Genomic DNA, 17517 nt, shown 5'->3' on the forward strand with positions numbered 1-17517 from the left:
ATTTCAGCGTCGGTGTTTTGATTTCAAACTTCCAACTTCGTATTTCTAACTTCTAACTTCTAACATCTCACTTCTAATATCGCACTTCAACAGATGGCTTCGGCGCCGGCAGCGCTAGGGATCGGTGTCACCATTTCGTTTGCTCCTCGCCATGACGTTTTTATTTTGAGCTTTGGTCCAAGGTTTCAGCGTCCGAGTTTTGATTTAAAACTTTCAACTTCGTATTTCTAACTTCTAACTTCTAACATCTCACTTCTAATATCGCACTTCAACAGATGGCTTCGGCGCCGGCAGCGCTAGGGATCGGTGTCACCATTTCGCTTCCTCCTCGCCATGACGTTATTATTTTGAGCTTTGGTTCAATGTTTCAGCGTCTCATTTCTAACTTCTAACTTCTAACTTCTAACTTCTAACTTCCAACTTCGTACTTCCCACATCACCTTCCACCGTTCACCTTCTTTGCGCCATCGATCACCTTTTGTTTCAGGCCTTCTTTGTACTGCAGTATTTTGTCCAGAACGGCTTGGTCCGCACTGCCAATGATCTGGGCCGCGAGGATGCCCGCGTTCTTTGCCCCGTTCAGGGCCACGGTGGCCACGGGCACGCCGCCGGGCATTTGGAGAATGGAAAGGACGGAATCCCACCCATCTATGGAATTGGAGCTCTTAACGGGCACGCCAATAACGGGCAGGGGCGACATGGAGGCCACCATGCCGGGCAAATGCGCCGCGCCCCCGGCCCCGGCAATGATCACCGAGAAGCCTTTGGTGTGGGCATGTTTGCTAAATTGGTACAATTTTTCCGGCGTGCGGTGGGCCGAGACAATGTCCACCTGCACCTCAATGTCAAAATGGTTCAGGATGTCCACGGCCTCCTGCATGACGGGCAGGTCGCTGGTGCTGCCAATGACTACGGCTACTTTGCTCATATTATGGTTGTTGTGCTGCCCCGTTCCGTTTGGCCCAAAAGCTACCGGGATGGGGTGGCTGGGCCAAGCTTGGCAAGGCAATTTTGACTGTAGCGCAAGGTATTACAAAAGCCTGGAATACCCATAGGCCTAGAGGCTCATTTTGGTATTGCACCGTTTGATCGAGTTCAGGGCGGCTTCCATGGTCTTGTCGTTTATCGTGGCCTTGGCGGCATCGCGGTAATAGGCAATGGCGGTCTCGTATTCTTCCAGCTGTTCGTACATGATGCCGTACTCGTTGTACACGGTGGCCTTGTCCATCCCGGGCACGTGCAGGGCCTGTTCCAGGACCTCCTTGAGGGTGTCGTACTTTTTGAGCGTGCTCAGCAGTATGGCGTAGTTCTTATAGGCGGCCCCGTACTCTGGGGCGTACTGTAGGGCCAGTTTATAGTACTTTTCGGCCTCATTGAAGTTTTTGAACTTGGTCTCGTTGAGCCAGCCCAAATGGTTGTAGGCCTTGCCAAAGGTGGGCTCCTCTGCCAATATCTGTTCCAGCTTTTCCACGGCCGCCTCCAACTTTCCGTCCTTGATGTCCAGATCTGCGGTGTTGAAGAGGTCCTCCAAATGATAGGGATGGTGCATGATTTGTTTTTTTTACAAATTTAGGGAAGGTCTCCCAGCTACATAACCCCGAAAACCGTGATTTATTGGAGAACCGCCTTTTTTGGAAGGTTTGTAGGGCGATGTCATTGGCGGGGAGATGGCCGGGCGATAGCGGTGGTTAAAAGTAGGTTAGGGGCCGCTGGCACTTTGATGTCCCCGGTGTTCTGGCCAATGATTTATTTATTATCTTAACCCTGGAAACGGAAAACGAATATTTTGGGAACATAACCTCTTGACAAATGAAACACCTGATCATCACACTCCTCTTTTTGGTTGCTTTGCCGCTAACGGCCCAGGACAAGGTAAGGCTGTCCCTAGAACATTACGCGAACTACGAATGGGCCTCAAATCCACGTCTGTCCCCGGATGGCGCACAAGTGATCTATTCCAGAACTTGGATCAACCTGCAGGACGACAAGCGGGAAACCGATCTTTGGATCATGAACAATGACGGCAGTAAAAATCGTTTTTTCCTTAATGGCTCCAATGGCAAATGGTCTCCAGATGGGAGCAGGATTGCGTTTACCAAGGAAGGGGAGCCCTCTGGGACCCAAATCTTTGTGAAGTACCTGGGCGTAGAGGGCGAGCCCACCCAAATCACAAAATTGGCAAAGTCGCCCTCCAATATGGAATGGTCTCCCAACGGGAAGTTCATTGCCTTCACCATGCACGTGGATGCCCCTCCGGCCTTGGAGCCCAAGGGCCTTCCCCCGTCGCCAAAAGGGGCTAAATGGACCGAGGCCCCCAAGGTCATTGACCAGGTGAACTACAGCCGGGACAGAGTGGGCTTTCTTGATCGGGGACACCAACAGCTGTTCATTGTGCCCGCCGATGGTGGTGCCGCCAGGCAGATTTCCTCGGGCGACTGGAATGTTTCCAGCGGCATTGCCTGGACGGCAGACAGCCAATCCATCCTTTTTAGCAGCTACAGAAAGCCCGAAGCCGAGTATGCGGTGGGGCAATCCAACCTGTATATCGTAAACATCAACACCTTGAACATAGAGGAGCTCACCTCCAGGGAGGGCTCCGAGTCGTCTCCGGCCGTTTCCCCAGATGGCTCCAAGGTGGCCTTTGTAGGCTCCATTTGGACGGACAATTTTTACAAGGATCGGAAGCTGTTTGTGATGAACCTGGACGGTTCCGGTATGGCCTCCATCAGCAATGACCTGGATCAAACACCGGGAGCCCCAATTTGGTCGGAGAAGGGCGATGGGGTGTACTTCAGTGTGGCCGAAAATGGTCAGGGCAACCTATATTTTGCGAGCAACAAAGGAAAAGTAAGGAAGGTAACGTCCGGAAACCATGTCCTGAACCTCGGGGACATTGCCAAGGGCATGGCCGTGGCCACCTACAGCAATCCCAGCAACCCCAATGACATCATGGCGGTTGACTTGGACAATCCGGCAAAGATGACACAGCTCACCCAGGTAAACAGTGATATTTTTTACAACGTGACCTTTGGGGAGGTGGAAGAAGTGACATATACCTCCGTGGATGGGAAGCAAATACAGGGATGGGTGGTAAAACCGCCCGGATTTGATGCCAGTAGGAAATACCCCTTGGTGCTCAGGATCCACGGTGGGCCCCATGCCATGTACAACGTTGGGTTCAATTATAACTTTCAACTGCACGCCGCACAGGACCAAGTTGTCCTCTACACCAATCCCAGGGGCTCCACGGGGTACGGGTACGATTTTGCAAACGCCATCCAGAATGCCTACCCCGGCACGGATTATGACGATTTGATGGCCGGTGTGGACCACGTCATATCCCAAGGGTACATTGATGAAAACAGAATGTATGTTTACGGCGGCAGTGGCGGTGGTGTCCTCACCAGCTGGATCATTGGGCAAACGGACCGCTTTGCCGCCGCCTCGGTCAATTACCCCGTTACCAATTGGTTCTCCTTTGTGGGGACCACGGACGGTGCCGGATGGTACTATAATTTTGAGAAGTATCCCTGGGAAGACCCATCTGAACATATTAAGCGGTCTCCATTGATGTATGTGGGCAATGTGACCACACCCACCATGTTAATGTGTGGGGAGAACGATTTAAGGACACCCATCTCGCAGACCGAAGAGTATTATCAGGCGTTGAAAATGAACAAAGTCCCCACGGTCATGATCAGATTCAATGAGGAGTTCCACGGTACCACCAGAAAACCTTCCAACTTCTTACGGACCCATGGTTACCTCAATGCTTGGTTTTCCAAGCATCCGGTGAGGAAATAACGGTTGGGAACCCCATCTGTGGGCCGGGGCAACTTGGTCTGGCGTTTTGGGCGCCCCTGGGTTGGGTTCAAGGGCAAAGGGCACACCTTTGTGGCTGGCCCGGAGACCTGTGTAAAATGTAAGCCTCCGCAAACCATCAAGGGACTATGATGCCACCACCTTAATGGTCTCCTTTACCTGTTGGGCCACGGTCCGGGCCAGATCAATGTCTTGGTTCACGATCGTCACGTGGCCCATTTTACGGAAGGGCCGGGTCTGTTTCTTGCCGTAGATGTGGGGGGTAACCCCTTTCATGGCCATGATCGCCCCCATGCCCTCATAGACCACGTTGCCGGTATGGCCCTCGGCGCCCACCAGGTTTACCATGATACCGGCCAGTTTGCTCTGGGTGCTGCCCAGGGGCAGGTCCAGAATGGCGCGGATGTGCTGCTCAAACTGGTTGGTGTAGCTCGCCTCTATGCTGTAATGGCCACTGTTGTGGGGTCTCGGGGCCACCTCGTTCACCAAGATCTCATCTTCTTCGGTTTGGAAGAGCTCCACGGCCAAAACGCCAATATGTTTCATTTTTTCGGAGACCCGGAGGGCAATGTCCTGGGCCTTTTGGGCCACTTCGGCAGATATCCTGGCGGGGCAGATCACGTATTCCACCTGGTTGGCCTCGGGATGGAACTCCATTTCCACCACGGGGTAGCTCACCACCTGCCCGCTGGGATTGCGCACCACGATCACCGCAAGTTCGTTTTTAAAGGGGATCATCTTTTCCGCAATGCATTCCCCTGGCGGAAGCCCGGCGAGGTCGGCCTTGGAGCGCACCACTTTAACCCCCTGGCCGTCATAGCCAAATTTGGCCGCTTTCCAAACAAAGGGAAACTCCAGCCCGCCATTGTCCAGGCTATCCTCTATTTCGCTGGCATAGGCAAAGCGGGCAAATTCCGCGGTGGGGATGTTGTGGTCCGTGTAAAAGTGTTTTTGGGTGGCCTTGTTCTGTATGGTGCGCAGCGTTTTTGTGGGCGGGTACACGGTTACACCGGCATCTTCAAGCTGCTCCAGGGCATCCACATTTACGTTTTCTATTTCTATGGTCAGTACGTCCACATTCTTTCCAAAGGCGAGCACGGCATCAAAATCCATTAAATCGCCCAGCACAAATTCATTGCAGGCCACTTTGCAGGGCGCCTCGGTAGAGGCATCCATCACCTTGGTGGCAATGTCCCATTTTCGGGTTTCATAGAGCATCATCTTGCCCAATTGGCCCCCTCCCAGGATGCCCAGTGTAAAATCCGAAGAAAAAAAATCCTTTTTCATAATCTCCCAATTAATGGCGCGGGGCCATTGCAAAAATACACCTAAATCTACCAAACCTGTTGGCCGTTGTTCCAAAAACACGGGGCAAAACCCTATCTTTGTAGGCTTTAAGAAAAAAGGCAATTGATAAAGCTGCACGACAAATATTTTGAACCCTATCTGGGCGAGGCCGAAATACAGCGGACCGTGGCCGATCTGGCCACCCGTATTGCGGCCGACTATAAGGGCCAAGTCCCCATTTTTGTTGGGGTGCTCAATGGTTCCTTTATGTTTGTGTCCGATTTTTTAAAGGCCTATCCGCATCCCTGTGAGGTTTCTTTTGTAAAACTCAGTTCGTACCGTGGGCTCACCTCCACCGGTATTGTGGAGACCCTTTTGGACGTGCCGGACAACATTGAGGGCCGCAGTGTCATTATTCTAGAGGACATCATTGATACGGGCCGCACGCTCAAGGAGCTGGTGCACCTGTTTTCTGACACCAACGTAAAGGAGTTCAAGATCGCCAGCCTCTTTTATAAATCCGAGATCTACAACGGGGAATACACCATTGATTATTTTGGCATGGAGATCCCCGATCGGTTCATTGTGGGCTATGGCCTGGATTATAAGGAACAGGGTCGGAACCTAAGGGAAGTATATCAACTAAACAAAAAACATATGATCAACATTGTACTTTTTGGGAAGCCCGGTGCGGGCAAAGGAACCCAAGCCAGTTTTTTAAAGGAAAAGTACAACCTACAGCATATTTCCACCGGGGATGTCTTTCGCTACAACATTAAAAACGGTACCGAGTTGGGCACCCTGGCAAAATCTTACATGGACAAGGGCGCCCTGGTTCCGGACAGCGTTACCATAAAAATGCTGGAAGACGAGGTGGGCAAGCATCCGGAGGCGGACGGTTTTATCTTCGATGGTTTTCCCCGAACCGCGGCCCAGGCCCAGGCGCTGGACAATCTTCTGGAATCCAAGGACATGCAGGTCAATGCCACCATTGCCCTGGAGGCCAATGACGAGGCCCTGATAGCGCGTTTGCTGGAACGGGGCAAGACCAGCGGCAGAACGGACGATCAGGACGTGGACAAGATCCGGCACCGCTTTGGGGAATACAACGAAAAGACCGCGCCCGTAAAGGCGTATTACCAAGAGCAGAACAAATTTCACAGCGTAAACGGCATTGGCAGCATTGCCGAGATTACCGAACGCTTGACCAAGGTGGTCGATGCGCTTTGATGGCCAAGGGCTTTACTGGGCCGGCACCGAACCACCCTTTCATGCGCCATCTGTTTTTACATTGGGAAACGGCCCGTTCACGGGCATTGAGACAGGGATATGGCAAGGGAAGAGGTCATAGGGACAAAGGACGGCATCAAGGGCTGCGTGTACACGGGCTGTTTTGCCGTGCTGCTCTTTGTGTTGAGCGCGGCGGGTTACGCCATTTATATTTTTTATTTTGATGATTCCCTGGGATAGGGCCCAAGGCCAATGCCCTTGCCCTTGCCCTTGTGACCTGCACTGCCCTCTTTCCGGGCACCACGCCATTCCAATAAACACACACCCATGACCGAAGGAAATTTTGTAGATTATGTGAAAGTCCACGTGCAATCCGGTAACGGCGGCAAGGGTTCCGTGCACCTGCACCGTGAAAAGTTCATTACCAAGGGCGGACCCGATGGTGGTGACGGCGGTCGTGGCGGCCATGTCATTGTCAGGGGCAACCAAAACCTTTGGACCCTGGTGCACTACAAGTTCAAGAAGCACTTTAGGGCGGGCCACGGCGGCCACGGATCAAAGAACCGCAGTACCGGTGCAGACGGCGAGGACGTGTACATGGAGGTGCCCTTGGGCACCGTGGTGCGGAACACGGAGACCAATGAGGTGCTGTTTGAGATCACCGAGCACGGAGAGGAGCAGGTACTGGTGGCCGGTGGCCTTGGTGGCCGTGGCAACTGGCACTTTAAATCGGCCACGAACCAAACGCCACGCTACGCGCAGCCCGGGATACCGGGCCAGGAAAACCAGGTGACGCTGGAGCTCAAGGTGCTGGCAGACGTGGGGCTGGTGGGGTTTCCCAACGCGGGCAAATCTACCCTGCTCTCCGTCATTACCTCGGCCAAGCCCAAGATCGCCGATTATGAGTTTACCACCCTAAAGCCCAACCTGGGGATCGTGGAGCACCGCGATTTCCAGAGTTTTGTCATGGCCGACATTCCCGGCATCATTGAGGGTGCGGCAGAGGGCAAGGGCCTGGGGCATTACTTTTTGCGCCACATAGAGCGAAATGCCACCCTGCTCTTTTTGGTGCCGGCAGACAGTAAGGACATCGCCAAGGAGTACCACATCTTGCTGAACGAGCTAAAACGCTACAATCCGGAACTGTTGGACAAAGAGCGGCTGCTGGTGGTCTCCAAGAGCGATATGCTGGATCAGGAGCTGATGGACGAAATGGAGGCCGAGCTGAACACCCAACTGAAAGGCTTGCCCTTTATGTTCATTTCATCAGTGGCCCAGATGAACATTGCGCGTCTAAAGGACACCCTTTGGGGAATGCTAAATAAGGCTTAAAGTGGGTTTGGGAACCAGGGTTTAACCAAATTTTGGTTATTTTTAAAATAAATACATTGTATGAAATACCTGGCACTGACCTTCCTTTTGGTTCTCCTGGGCGCTTGCAGTAGCACCAACATCACCTATGATTACGATCCGGGGGTGGACTATACAAACTACGCCACCTACGGTTTTTTTCAGGGCATGAACACCGGCCTTGCGCCCCTGGACGAAAAACGGCTTTTCCGTGTCCTGGAGCGGGAACTGCAGCGAAAGGGCTTTAAGTTTTCCGAAGACCCCGATCTGATGATAGACATCACGAGCGATACCTATGTGTACGAGTCCAACTCCATGGGCGGCCTGGGCATGGATGTTGGTGGCACCGGAGGGGCCATGGGCGGCGGGGTGTCCTTGGGGCTGCCCGTGAACGGCACTTCCTTGAGGAGAACCATACTCTTTAACCTGGTCGATGCCAAACGCGACTATCTCATTTGGAAGGCCACCGCCAACGGCCCCATCCGGGAGCGCATCACCCCTGAAAAAAAGGAGAAAAAGATGGAACAGCTGGTAGCCAAGGCACTTTCCAAATATCCTCCCAAAATAGGCAAACGGGAGCGAAAACAGGCCGCCCAGGAATAATACCATTTCCCAATTGAAAATAAGCCGATAAATGGTTTCTTTTTACGCCCTACTTCAACATAAAAATAAGCCGTAGCTCGGCCATACCTGATTTTTCTTTTTCTCAGGCCAAAAAAATAATTCCATTTCTATGGCTGCATTTTAAACGAGAACTGGTATAAGGTGTGGCCCCATGGCCCCCAAAGTGGGCATTGGTCTTCGCAAAAAAGGCAAGCCGCTCCTTCTGGAAAAGGAGGGCGCGCCCACAGTTGCCGCACTACCGCTCCTTTACCGTAACCCTTGTTCCATTGGAATGACTGCTGAACTCCGGGGCGTACATGCTCTGTATGTGGGTAATGCCATTGCTGTAGCTTCCCGCATTGTTGGCCCGTAGGTCATATTCAAAGACAAACACCCCTTTGGGAAGGTAATCGAAAAAGAAATGGGTGGCCGCATCTTTGGTGGCCTCGTAATAGCCCAGGCCGTCCTGCCATTTGTATTGGGAAAGTACGTTCAGGGGCTCCATCCCGGCACCGCGCATGTCCTTCATGTGCACAAAGTCCATGGGGCGGTCCGCGCGCAGTTCGATCCGCACCGTTACCCGGTCGCCCACTTGTAATGGGGTGCGCTCGGTGATCTCCAAAAGTTCCTCCCCGGTGGGCGTGTTCTTCTTTAAAAACAGCTTTTTCCTTAATTTTAAGGGAGTCTCTGCGGATGTGATCTTGTCCAAATCCTCAAAATACTGCCAGTACAGGGCGCCCCAGGCCACTCCCTTGCCCTCTTTGGACAGCTCCACTTGGGCCAATTGTGGGCTCACTTCCGCGGTCTTCCAGGCCGTTTTGTAGTATCCTGTTCCCGCTTGGACCTTAACGTCCTTCATTCTTGCTGCAGATAGCGGCTTGCCGCCCACTTTTACGTGCAGGTCTTCCTGTACGGACAGCCAATCACTGCCCTGCATCAAAAGGGCATAAATGGCCTCGGTGGTGGCCTTGGTGGTGCTCCATTGCTGGGTCTGTTTGTTTTTTAGCAGCCAGACCTTTAGGGCATCCACGGTTTTGGTGTCTTGGGGCCTTATCTCGGAAAACGCCTCAATGATCAGGGCCTGGGTCTCCACCGGTGCCCTGTGCCATTGCCAGGAAGCGGCATTGGCCTTCCAGTACATGCCCATTTCCGGCGAGTTGATGCTGTTCTCTTCCAGGCCTCTCAATATTTTCGTAGCCGTGGTGCCATCCCCGTTCCGGTACAGGACAAGGGCCAGCATGGCCTTGGTGAGCAGGCTTTTCTTGGCCCAATGGGTTTTGGCCTGCTCCAGGTAATGGGCCTTGGCCATGTCTACTTTCTTTGAGGTAGTGCGGACGGGGTAAAAACTCCGCAGATAGAGGTACTGCACCTGTAGGGCATTTAAGTGGTCTTTGCTGAGGTCTGCCTTGCGGCGCTTTAACCTTTCGTACTCCTCCACAAAGGCATTGTCCAGATAGGCAAGGGCGGCATTGATCAGCTGCTCGGTCTCCCTGTCCCCGGTTTTGGGGAAGGCACCCAGTTTCTTAAGGTGGCCCAGCCCTGCCATGATGTGCTGGGTTATGTACCTGTTTTCGGGGCCTCCCTTGAACCAGGGCCAAGCCCCCGAGGGCAATTGTGCCTGTTTTAGTTTGTTCAGGGCACTGCGCTGCCCCTGTTGCAAGGTGTTCAGGTCGAACAACAGGGCAATGCGCTTTCGCTGTTCGGTCTCGCTCTGCGCATCGCGGAGCCATGGGGTCTCCTGTATGAGCAAGGTCTTTAGTTCCTGGTTTTTTTCCAGATGGCCCAAGAGGGCATCACTGTTGCGCCATTGCTCAAAGACCTCCCGTATCCTGGGGTTGCCATTGGCAATGTGCCCCGCCAGGCTATTGGCGTAATAGCGCGCAAAGACCTGTTCCGAACAATCGTACGGGTATTCCATTAAATAGGGCAGGGCCAGCACGGCGTACCATGCGGGATTGCTGGTGATCTCCAGGGTGAGCTGATGGTGCTTCAAGGTGCTGGAGGAGGTGTTGGCAAGTTTGTCCAGCACAAAGTTTCTGGTCTCCCCGCCGCGCACCCATAACGGAAGGGTCTCCGTGACCAGGGTGCGGTTGCCCAAAACGGGCAGGAACTGTTGTTCCCCATCGCTGAAGTTTCCCGCCTGGGCCACGATCTTGAGCTGTGCCGCCTGAAGCGACTCTGGCACGTGTAACCGCCAGGATACTTGGGCATTTCCCAGCGCATCCACGGTGAAGGGCATTTGTGGCCCCGTATCCTTGGACGTGGGGCGCAGTAGGCTTTCCGTGATCGTTTTCCCGCTTGAGCCATCCGTGATTTCAATATATGCCGTTCCCGAGAGTTGGCTTTCCGTAAGGTTGGCGATCTTGGTGCTCACCACCAGCGTATCGCCCTCCCTTAAAAAACGGGGCAGATTGGGCAGCACCATGAGCTCTTTCTGGGTCACGGCCGTTTTGGCCATATGGGCGTGGCGCAGGTCTTTGGTGTGGGCCAACACTTGCAGTTTCCATTGGGTCAGGGCTTCGGGGGCGGTAAAGGAAAAAGACACCTTGCCCTCCGCATCGGTACTTAGGCTGGGGAAGAAAAAAGCGCTTTCCCGTAAATTTTTACGAATGGCCACGGGCGGCACGCTGCCGGAATCATCCTGCATTTCCGGGGGTTCTGGTACCCGGCCCACTGCGTCCGCATCCCGTTCAGCGTCCGCCATCCCGGCTTCCATGACAACCATGTCATCCACGGCCATGGACTCCATTGCCATGGGCGTCTCCCACCTTGCCTTGCGCTGCGCCATGTTGCGCGAGAGCAGGGCGTCTCCGTAGGGCCTTGCCGCACCAAAATCCAGGCCAAACCACTGGAAGGCATCAAAAGATTGTTGGGGCATGGCGTACCATTTTTGCCGGTCCAGGTACACGGTAAAGGCATCTACCCCAAAACTCCTGCGAAGGTCGCTCCTGATGTAGCTGTAATATTGCGGCCGGTATATGGGTTGCCAGCCCCAGCCGTGGGGCCGGAAGGCATCCAGGGAGGCGTCGTACATGCCCGCCAGCAGTTCGGCCGTCACTTTTTCACCTTCATCCCCCTTCACCGAAAAAGACCAGGTCTCTTCCTGCCCGGGTTTCAGTTTGTCCCTAAAGGTCAAGGTCTCCAGTTGCAGGCTGCGCTCCGGGTAGGGCACGGGAACGTACAGGCTCCCCGCGTGACCTGAGTTGTAGGCCGAAAAACTGTAGTGTACCACAAAACCGCCCAGGTCCGCTTCGGTCACCGGCACGGTGAGGGTCCTGCTGTCCGGGCCCACTTGAAGGATTTCCTCCCTCACCACATCCCCTTTCCGCTCCACCATCAAGGTTACGTTAAGGTCTTTTACATTGCCCATGACCGTAAGGGTGGCCCGGTCTCCCGGTGCATATTCTTCCTTGTCTTTGGTGATGTGGAACAATTGGTTGTCTGCCAGGGTTTTGGCACTATTGGAGAACAAGGTGAAATGGGCCACGTCCTTTACGGACTGTCCAAAGGCATCCGTGCTCTGCAGTTCCGCCACGTATCTGCCCAGGGGCCATTTTTCTGTCTTTCCCAAGACCAGTTCCGTGGCCTTCCCGGTATCAAAGTCCATTTCCCATACCTTTTTGCCCTTGGGCCAAAACGCGGGGTCGTCTTCATTGGTATGGGCATCGTGGGGATATCGCTCCTGGAATTCCTCCTTGGGGAAGCCGGGGTGGTCCGGAGCCTTCCAAGGCCTTGGCCGCAGTGCCCGATCTGGTGGCAGGAGCTTGTATATGGATACCGTGCCCTGGGCCGCCACGGCCACGCCGTTGAGGTTGGTGGTACTTATCACCAAAGTAGGGTCCTTTTCCGCTGCCCGCAGCTGGTGCGGCACCATAATGGAGGCGCTCAGGGTGTGGTAGCCCACCCGGACGGTGGTGTTGGCGGTACGGGTTTCCCCGTTGATGTCGGTGACCTCGGCCGTGATCGCATAGGAGAAGATGGGCAGGTCTTTCGCTTCTACCCCCACCACGGGAAGGGCCACGAACGGCACCTCGTAGTTCCCGGCCGCATCGGTGCGGGTTTCCCCAAAGGCTATTTCCTGTGGAGGGTTGGAATACATGGGAGGATAACTACGGTACCATCTGGGAAAATGTACCGTCCTCTTTACCCTGTAGGCCACTTTGGCATCCGTTATCTGGCTTCCCGCGTAGGCGGTGGCCCTGCCCTTGACCACAATGCTGTCATGTACCTTGTAGGCCCCGGTAACGGGATCAAAATGGGTCTCGAACTTGGGCCTTTTGTACTCCTCCACCGATATAAAGGAGCTGGCCTTGATTCCGGGCGACTGGGCCACCAGCTCCAAACGGAAGTTACCGGTGAGCGTGTTCTGGGGCAGTATGAATTCCCCCGAAACCGAACCAAAATCATTGGTGGTCAGCTCTTTTTTGCCCACCTCCTCGTTGTTGGGGTTGTACAGCACCAGGGTGACCTTGGTGTTTTCCAAAACGTGGGAACGGTTTTTTTCCCGTTTTAGGACAATGCCTTTGAAGTAGATGGGCTGTCCCGGGCGGTAGATGCTGCGGTCCGTGAAGAGGAAGGCCCTGTGGTCATGGTCAAAACTGCCGGCCCCGCGGTAAGTGCTTATTTGAAATGGGCCGAAACGGGCCTGCCGATTGCCCTGTTTCACCGTCAACTGCAGATCTCTCAGATGGTCTTTAGTAAGGGAAATAGTGGCCATCCCCTTGCTGTCAGTGGTCAGGACGTTTTGTCTTCTGGTCTTTTCATACCGGACTTGGTAGTCCATTTCAAGGGTTGTCCCGGCCATGGGCGCCCCATTTTTTCTGTTCACCACCTGAAAGATATGGCGGTCTGGCAGCCCGGTTTCCACCACGGCCATGTCCGTGGCCTGTATTTGGGCAAAGGCAAAGTGCAGCCCTTCCTTGTTTTTTGGTGTGGCCAACAGCAGGTACTGTCCGTTGGGCAAGGGAGGCAGTATAATTTCCGTACTGTGCTCTTGGTGATCGCCCTCGTTCTTCAAAGAAGCCGTCCATTCCCGGGCCACGGGCAGGAGTTTTATGAGCTCCAGCTGTTTTGGGCGATCATACTCGCGCTGAATGGCGGCCCATTGTTTTGGGGTCACGCGCCTGGCGGAAAGATCAAGTGCACCCAGGTTCCTGTAGCCCACCCAAAGACGGCCCAACTGGTTCACGGGAACGTGTTCTTCCGTCCTCAGTTGAAGGTTAGATCGCATTATCTGTCCTTTTAGCGCTTGGCAGGCCTGTGCGCCCTTGGTGTTGGGAAAGCGTTCCAAAACCTTCTCGCAAAGCGTTACCGCCTCTTTCAGTTTCCATTGGTGTTCCGTGTTTGCTTGGGCATCATAGGTGTTTCCCCATTCTTGGTACAGGGCCGCAATGGCATGGTGGTAGCGGGCGGCCGTTGGGGCATCTGCCAAAGCGGTCGCGGTGTTTTGGAGCACTTCAAGGTAGCGAAGGTCCTTTTCTGGGAACACGGCGTGCTGGTGTATGTACCCCAGCCTTTGCAGGTCCACTTCGGCCAGGGCGTCCGGATCTCCGCGCCGCAAGTGAAAGCCCACCAGGTCTCGGTACAGTTGCAGGGCCCGGGCCTGTAGGGAGGTCTTGTCATAAGTTTCCAGGTTGAGTTGGGAAAAGGGCAGGGCTTCGGAGAGCAAATTGGGCCGGTCCAGGACAAACTGGTCGGCCGGGCGGGTAATGGCGGTTTCCCCGGAGGTGTAAAAGGCAAGTGCCGTGTGGGCCAGCAGATCGTAAAGGGTGGGCCGGTATTTTTCCGAGTTTTTCTGTTGATGGAGCACGGCCGCAAATTCGGAGACCGATATGCTTTGCAGGGCCTTGCCCCGGTCCAGTGAGGCACTGAAATGGTGGTTGGTCTCATTGAAAAGGGTGGTCAGGTCCCAAGTGCGGAAATCTTGGGCATCCACTTTGGCCGCGGTCTTGGTGCGATCGTAAAAGCGGTAGCGGTTCATCTGGAAAAACTGCCAATACATTTGGGCCAGGTAGCTGTGCAGGATGTTTTGGGTGGGGAAGGGGGCCTTTTCCAATTCGGCCTTGAACTCACCCACAATGCTCAACTGGGCGTCCTCTTCCAAAACAAGGGCGTACTTGGAGCGGTAGAGGAGGGATTTCACGATCTGGGGGTCGTTCTTTTCCCTTTTGGCCTTGGCGGAGATTTCATTCACCACCTTTAGGGCAGATTGCGTCAAGGCGTCTTTCTCCAATGATTCCACTTGGGCCCATAGGCGGGCAAAGCCATCGTCGGGGCCTTGGGAATGGGCAAAATGGGTAAAGAGGAGCAGTGGCATCAAGCAGATAACATATTTCATTGTGGGCGGTATTGGGTGCCGGCAGCACGGGGTGTGCCGGGGTTTATAAAGATACTTACAAAGATCTGGCCAAAAACCCCTGTAAACAATGAAAAATATGGGCAAGGCCCACTTTTGGGTTTTTGTGGGGTACGGGTGCCCCCTCCCAGATGCGGCATTGAAAATTCCGTTGCGGCCGCAGATGCGGGCAACACCAGTGGCTGCGCGGACTTCCGCGCAATGGCCGTGCAAATGGTTTTGCCCCAATCGCAAATCCGCTATCATCTGGGAAGCGGGTGGGGGTCAAGGGGCATTGTTCCGGGCCCAGGTGGCCTCTTGGTCCGCCGGGAAGAAAGCCTCTTGATAAGGAGGTGGCCCAAGGCCCCTGAGCGGGCCATTACAGACTGCGCAACAAGCCGCCATCCAGGGGGATCTGGGTTCCGGTGAGGTAGGCGGCCTGGTCAGATGCCAGGAAGGCCGCCAGATAGCCATATTCCCCAGGTTGGCCCATACGGCCCAAGGGCACCTTGGCCTCCATCTCCCTCTGTACCGCCTCTTCCGGGACCTTCATTTGTTTGGCTTTGGCCGCGTTGAGCTGCGCGATGCGATCGGTATCAAAATAGCCGGTTAAAATACTGTTTACCGTGATGCCGTAGGGGCCCACATCGGTGGCCAGGCTCTTGGCCCAGGTGACCACGGCGGCCCTGATGGTATTGGAAAGGGCCAGGTAGGAGAGGGGCTCCTTCACGGAGACCGAGGCCACGTTGATAATGCGTCCCCAACGGTCTTTTTGCATCTGTTGCAAGGCCAGTTCCGTGGTGAGCACCACATTTTTAAAAAGCAGGTCAAACGCCTCCTGATAATGTTGCGTCCCTTTTTCCAAGGTGTTGCCGGCCGCGGGGCCCTGGGTGTTGTTCACCAAGATGGATACCCGGTGCGTCTCAAAAAAATGGGCAATGCGCCTTTTAAAATCGGCATGATCGTCAAAGTCCACCACCAGGTATCCGTGTTCCTGTCCCTTTTCCCTGGGCAGTTGTGCAAGCACGGTCTGGAGCTTGTTTTGGTCGCGTGCCATCAGGGTCACGCTGGCACCGCTTGCCGCCAATTGCAGGGCAATGCCCTTGCCAATGCCGCCGGTGCTACCGCCCACCAGGGCCGTTTTGTTCTTTAGGGAAATGTGCATAGTGATCGCTTTTTAGGGGGCGCCGCCTTGGGGCGGCACCATCTTGATTTTTATTGGTACTCCGTTCTTGGCGGACTGAACACATCCATTAGCCTACAGGGCGTAAGGGCCTTGCCGCTGTGCGGCAGATGGGCGGCTATGGGAACAACGGCCCCTTGGCGGTACACTTGGGTGATGCCGTTCAGGGTAAACTCAAACTCGCCCTCCATTACGTGCATGATCTGTTCGTGCGGGTGGTGGTGTTCCGGAACCACGGCACCCTGTTCCACTTCCCAACAAACGAGGGTCATGGTCTCGGTGTGCACCAATTTCCCGTGGTAGCCGGGCATAATTTCCTTGGAGGGGAGGGTACTGAGGTAAAAACCCATATAGCTAGATTTTAGGTGTTAGCAAAATGGCTTGTGTGGTCAGGGACGAAAGCTAGCAAATAAAAACCAAATGGAAAACGGTGGGGCCGGAAGAATACCGGACGCCGTAACCGCGGTTGTCCATCTTTGCCGCTGGGCATTTTAATCCGTGACCTTGATGCTATCGTTCAGTTCCAACAGCTTTTCAATGAACGATTCGTTTGTTTTTGGGCTTATGTAGATTTCATTGTATCGGTCGTACTTTACGATCAGCCCTTTTGTGGAAGTCGCCGGTCTAAATCCCACCCAAAGCGTTTTCCCCTTTATGACCTCCGTTATCCGGGAAACCCTTATTTTTCCGTGAAACGGGCCACTTCTGTACACCAGTCCGTTTTCTTTGGTCAGTTCATAGCTGGTGCCAAAATACAGCCAAAAGAGCAGCCCCACGACCAAGGCCATGGGTATCAAGGCCCAATATTCGTTGTTGTCCATTTCTCCGTTCAAGAGGCCAACCCCTGTAATTGCGATCAGAAAGGCATTCAGTCCGAGAACGAGCACACTGAACAGGAGGTCTTTTCTACTGTGGAATTTCATTGGCACCGCCTTAGGGTTTTATGCTCCGAGGCTTAGCTCGAAACTAAAATACAGTTTCTTATCAATGCCTCGGGCTTGCTCCGAGGTAAATTCCTTGTTTTCCGGCTTATCCGCACGGGGTCCTTTATGATACTGTCCGCTAAAAATAGGCGAATTGTGCTGCCGGCGCAAGCGCTGGAGCCTTAAAAGGCGGCCACAAGGGCCTTGCTGCCCCATTTGTGCCGCAGATGGGGGGCACACCGGCGGTGTTCTGGTGGGGGCGGGGGCTTATTCTTTGATGTAGGTCATGACCCTATCGTCAAAGCCATAGCAGGATCGGTTGGTAAAATCTATTTTCAGCACCCCATTGTTCAGGGCATACTTATGGGTGGTGGGTACAACATGAACAAACTGTTTTCCTCTATAACCGATCTGGATGGAGTCATTGGGCAACAGCTGGTAATCAAAGTTGTCTTTTTGCATAAGTCCGTTGGATTTGTAAAAGTTGTTTGGTGATGCAAAATGCAACGTATCCGTCTTGTCGGATGAAATCCAAATGCCCCATGTTATTTGGAGTGTATCACCGTCATCGGCAGAACATTGGCCCAGCAAAAGCAGCACGGTGATGAGAAACGCTGTAAAGGTCATTTTTTTTTAACATGTTCCTAAGTATTGAATGGCATTGAAAGCTACCCCAAAATCCGGAGTGCTCTAAAATGGGAAAATGAGTAACTTTAAATTTTGGGACAATGAAAAAAAGCAAGTTTACAGAGAGCCAGATCATCGGGATGATCCGGCAGTACGAG

Annotated in this window: 13 protein-coding genes; 5 read left to right on the forward strand and 8 right to left on the reverse strand. The window is 53.8% G+C overall.

Annotated elements, in window-relative coordinates; all coding sequences use genetic code 11:
• Positions 1-436: 436 nt before the first annotated feature.
• A complete protein-coding gene (gene purE / locus ACKWCC_RS08115) occupies positions 437-928 on the reverse strand; it encodes a 5-(carboxyamino)imidazole ribonucleotide mutase (RefSeq protein ID WP_413995419.1) in 492 nt (163 codons plus the stop codon).
• 129 nt (positions 929-1057) lie between these two features.
• Positions 1058-1549 carry a tetratricopeptide repeat protein gene (locus ACKWCC_RS08120; protein WP_413995420.1) on the reverse strand — a complete coding sequence of 164 codons (492 nt, stop codon included), beginning with the start codon at positions 1547-1549 and terminating at the stop codon, positions 1058-1060.
• A gap of 260 nt (positions 1550-1809) precedes the next feature.
• Between ACKWCC_RS08120 and ACKWCC_RS08125 the strand changes: the two genes are divergently transcribed.
• Positions 1810-3804 (forward strand): S9 family peptidase, encoded by a 1995-nt coding sequence (locus ACKWCC_RS08125; protein WP_413995421.1) that lies wholly within the window; start codon positions 1810-1812, stop codon positions 3802-3804.
• Positions 3805-3948: 144 nt separating this feature from the next.
• Here ACKWCC_RS08125 and ACKWCC_RS08130 read toward each other — a convergent pair whose 3' ends face one another.
• Positions 3949-5109, reverse strand: a complete 1161-nt coding sequence (locus ACKWCC_RS08130; protein WP_413995422.1) for a 5-(carboxyamino)imidazole ribonucleotide synthase — start codon at positions 5107-5109, stop codon at positions 3949-3951.
• Positions 5110-5232: 123 nt separating this feature from the next.
• On the opposite strand from ACKWCC_RS08130, the gene ACKWCC_RS08135 reads away from it, so the two are divergent.
• From ACKWCC_RS08135 to ACKWCC_RS08150, 4 genes are all read left to right on the forward strand, one after another.
• Positions 5233-6339, forward strand: coding sequence for an adenylate kinase (locus ACKWCC_RS08135; RefSeq protein WP_413995423.1), 1107 nt, complete (start codon positions 5233-5235; stop codon positions 6337-6339).
• A 99-nt stretch (positions 6340-6438) separates the two neighbouring features.
• Complete coding sequence (locus ACKWCC_RS08140; protein WP_413995424.1) at positions 6439-6579, forward strand: hypothetical protein; 141 nt, start codon at positions 6439-6441, stop codon at positions 6577-6579.
• 87 nt (positions 6580-6666) lie between these two features.
• The gene (obgE, locus tag ACKWCC_RS08145) at positions 6667-7671 is read left to right on the forward strand and encodes a GTPase ObgE (RefSeq protein WP_413995425.1); all 1005 of its coding nucleotides are present in this window, start codon (positions 6667-6669) and stop codon (positions 7669-7671) included.
• Between the two features lie 60 nt (positions 7672-7731).
• The gene (locus tag ACKWCC_RS08150) at positions 7732-8292 is read left to right on the forward strand and encodes a DUF4136 domain-containing protein (RefSeq protein ID WP_413995426.1); all 561 of its coding nucleotides are present in this window, start codon (positions 7732-7734) and stop codon (positions 8290-8292) included.
• A gap of 256 nt (positions 8293-8548) precedes the next feature.
• Here ACKWCC_RS08150 and ACKWCC_RS08155 read toward each other — a convergent pair whose 3' ends face one another.
• The 5 genes from ACKWCC_RS08155 to ACKWCC_RS08175 form a co-directional block, all read right to left on the reverse strand.
• Positions 8549-14629, reverse strand: a complete 6081-nt coding sequence (locus tag ACKWCC_RS08155; protein WP_413995427.1) for an alpha-2-macroglobulin family protein — start codon at positions 14627-14629, stop codon at positions 8549-8551.
• Positions 14630-15005: 376 nt separating this feature from the next.
• Positions 15006-15791: an SDR family oxidoreductase gene (locus tag ACKWCC_RS08160; RefSeq protein ID WP_413995428.1), complete on the reverse strand. Its 786-nt coding sequence runs from the start codon at positions 15789-15791 to the stop codon at positions 15006-15008.
• 50 nt (positions 15792-15841) lie between these two features.
• Complete coding sequence (locus ACKWCC_RS08165; RefSeq protein WP_413995429.1) at positions 15842-16159, reverse strand: cupin domain-containing protein; 318 nt, start codon at positions 16157-16159, stop codon at positions 15842-15844.
• 141 nt (positions 16160-16300) lie between these two features.
• The gene (locus tag ACKWCC_RS08170; RefSeq protein ID WP_413995430.1) at positions 16301-16732 is read right to left on the reverse strand and encodes a PH domain-containing protein; all 432 of its coding nucleotides are present in this window, start codon (positions 16730-16732) and stop codon (positions 16301-16303) included.
• 267 nt (positions 16733-16999) lie between these two features.
• Positions 17000-17359 carry a hypothetical protein gene (locus ACKWCC_RS08175; RefSeq protein WP_413995431.1) on the reverse strand — a complete coding sequence of 120 codons (360 nt, stop codon included), beginning with the start codon at positions 17357-17359 and terminating at the stop codon, positions 17000-17002.
• Between the last annotated feature and the right edge of the window lie 158 nt (positions 17360-17517).

Origin of the sequence: Maribacter aquimarinus, from assembly GCF_047345505.1 — a bacterium.
In the GTDB taxonomy this organism is placed as follows: domain Bacteria; phylum Bacteroidota; class Bacteroidia; order Flavobacteriales; family Flavobacteriaceae; genus Maribacter.

What these genes read in the sequence shown, in the direction of transcription:
- purE (WP_413995419.1), bottom strand. Translation starts at nt 928, where the DNA reads ATGAGCAAAGTAGCCGTAGTCATTGGCAGCACCAGCGACCTGCCCGTC.
- ACKWCC_RS08120 (WP_413995420.1), bottom strand. Translation starts at nt 1,549, where the DNA reads ATGCACCATCCCTATCATTTGGAGGACCTCTTCAACACCGCAGATCTG.
- ACKWCC_RS08125 (WP_413995421.1), top strand. Translation starts at nt 1,810, where the DNA reads ATGAAACACCTGATCATCACACTCCTCTTTTTGGTTGCTTTGCCGCTA.
- ACKWCC_RS08130 (WP_413995422.1), bottom strand. Translation starts at nt 5,109, where the DNA reads ATGAAAAAGGATTTTTTTTCTTCGGATTTTACACTGGGCATCCTGGGA.
- ACKWCC_RS08140 (WP_413995424.1), top strand. Translation starts at nt 6,439, where the DNA reads ATGGCAAGGGAAGAGGTCATAGGGACAAAGGACGGCATCAAGGGCTGC.
- obgE (WP_413995425.1), top strand. Translation starts at nt 6,667, where the DNA reads ATGACCGAAGGAAATTTTGTAGATTATGTGAAAGTCCACGTGCAATCC.
- ACKWCC_RS08150 (WP_413995426.1), top strand. Translation starts at nt 7,732, where the DNA reads ATGAAATACCTGGCACTGACCTTCCTTTTGGTTCTCCTGGGCGCTTGC.
- ACKWCC_RS08155 (WP_413995427.1), bottom strand. Translation starts at nt 14,629, where the DNA reads ATGAAATATGTTATCTGCTTGATGCCACTGCTCCTCTTTACCCATTTT.
- ACKWCC_RS08160 (WP_413995428.1), bottom strand. Translation starts at nt 15,791, where the DNA reads ATGCACATTTCCCTAAAGAACAAAACGGCCCTGGTGGGCGGTAGCACC.
- ACKWCC_RS08165 (WP_413995429.1), bottom strand. Translation starts at nt 16,159, where the DNA reads ATGGGTTTTTACCTCAGTACCCTCCCCTCCAAGGAAATTATGCCCGGC.
- ACKWCC_RS08170 (WP_413995430.1), bottom strand. Translation starts at nt 16,732, where the DNA reads ATGAAATTCCACAGTAGAAAAGACCTCCTGTTCAGTGTGCTCGTTCTC.
- ACKWCC_RS08175 (WP_413995431.1), bottom strand. Translation starts at nt 17,359, where the DNA reads ATGACCTTTACAGCGTTTCTCATCACCGTGCTGCTTTTGCTGGGCCAA.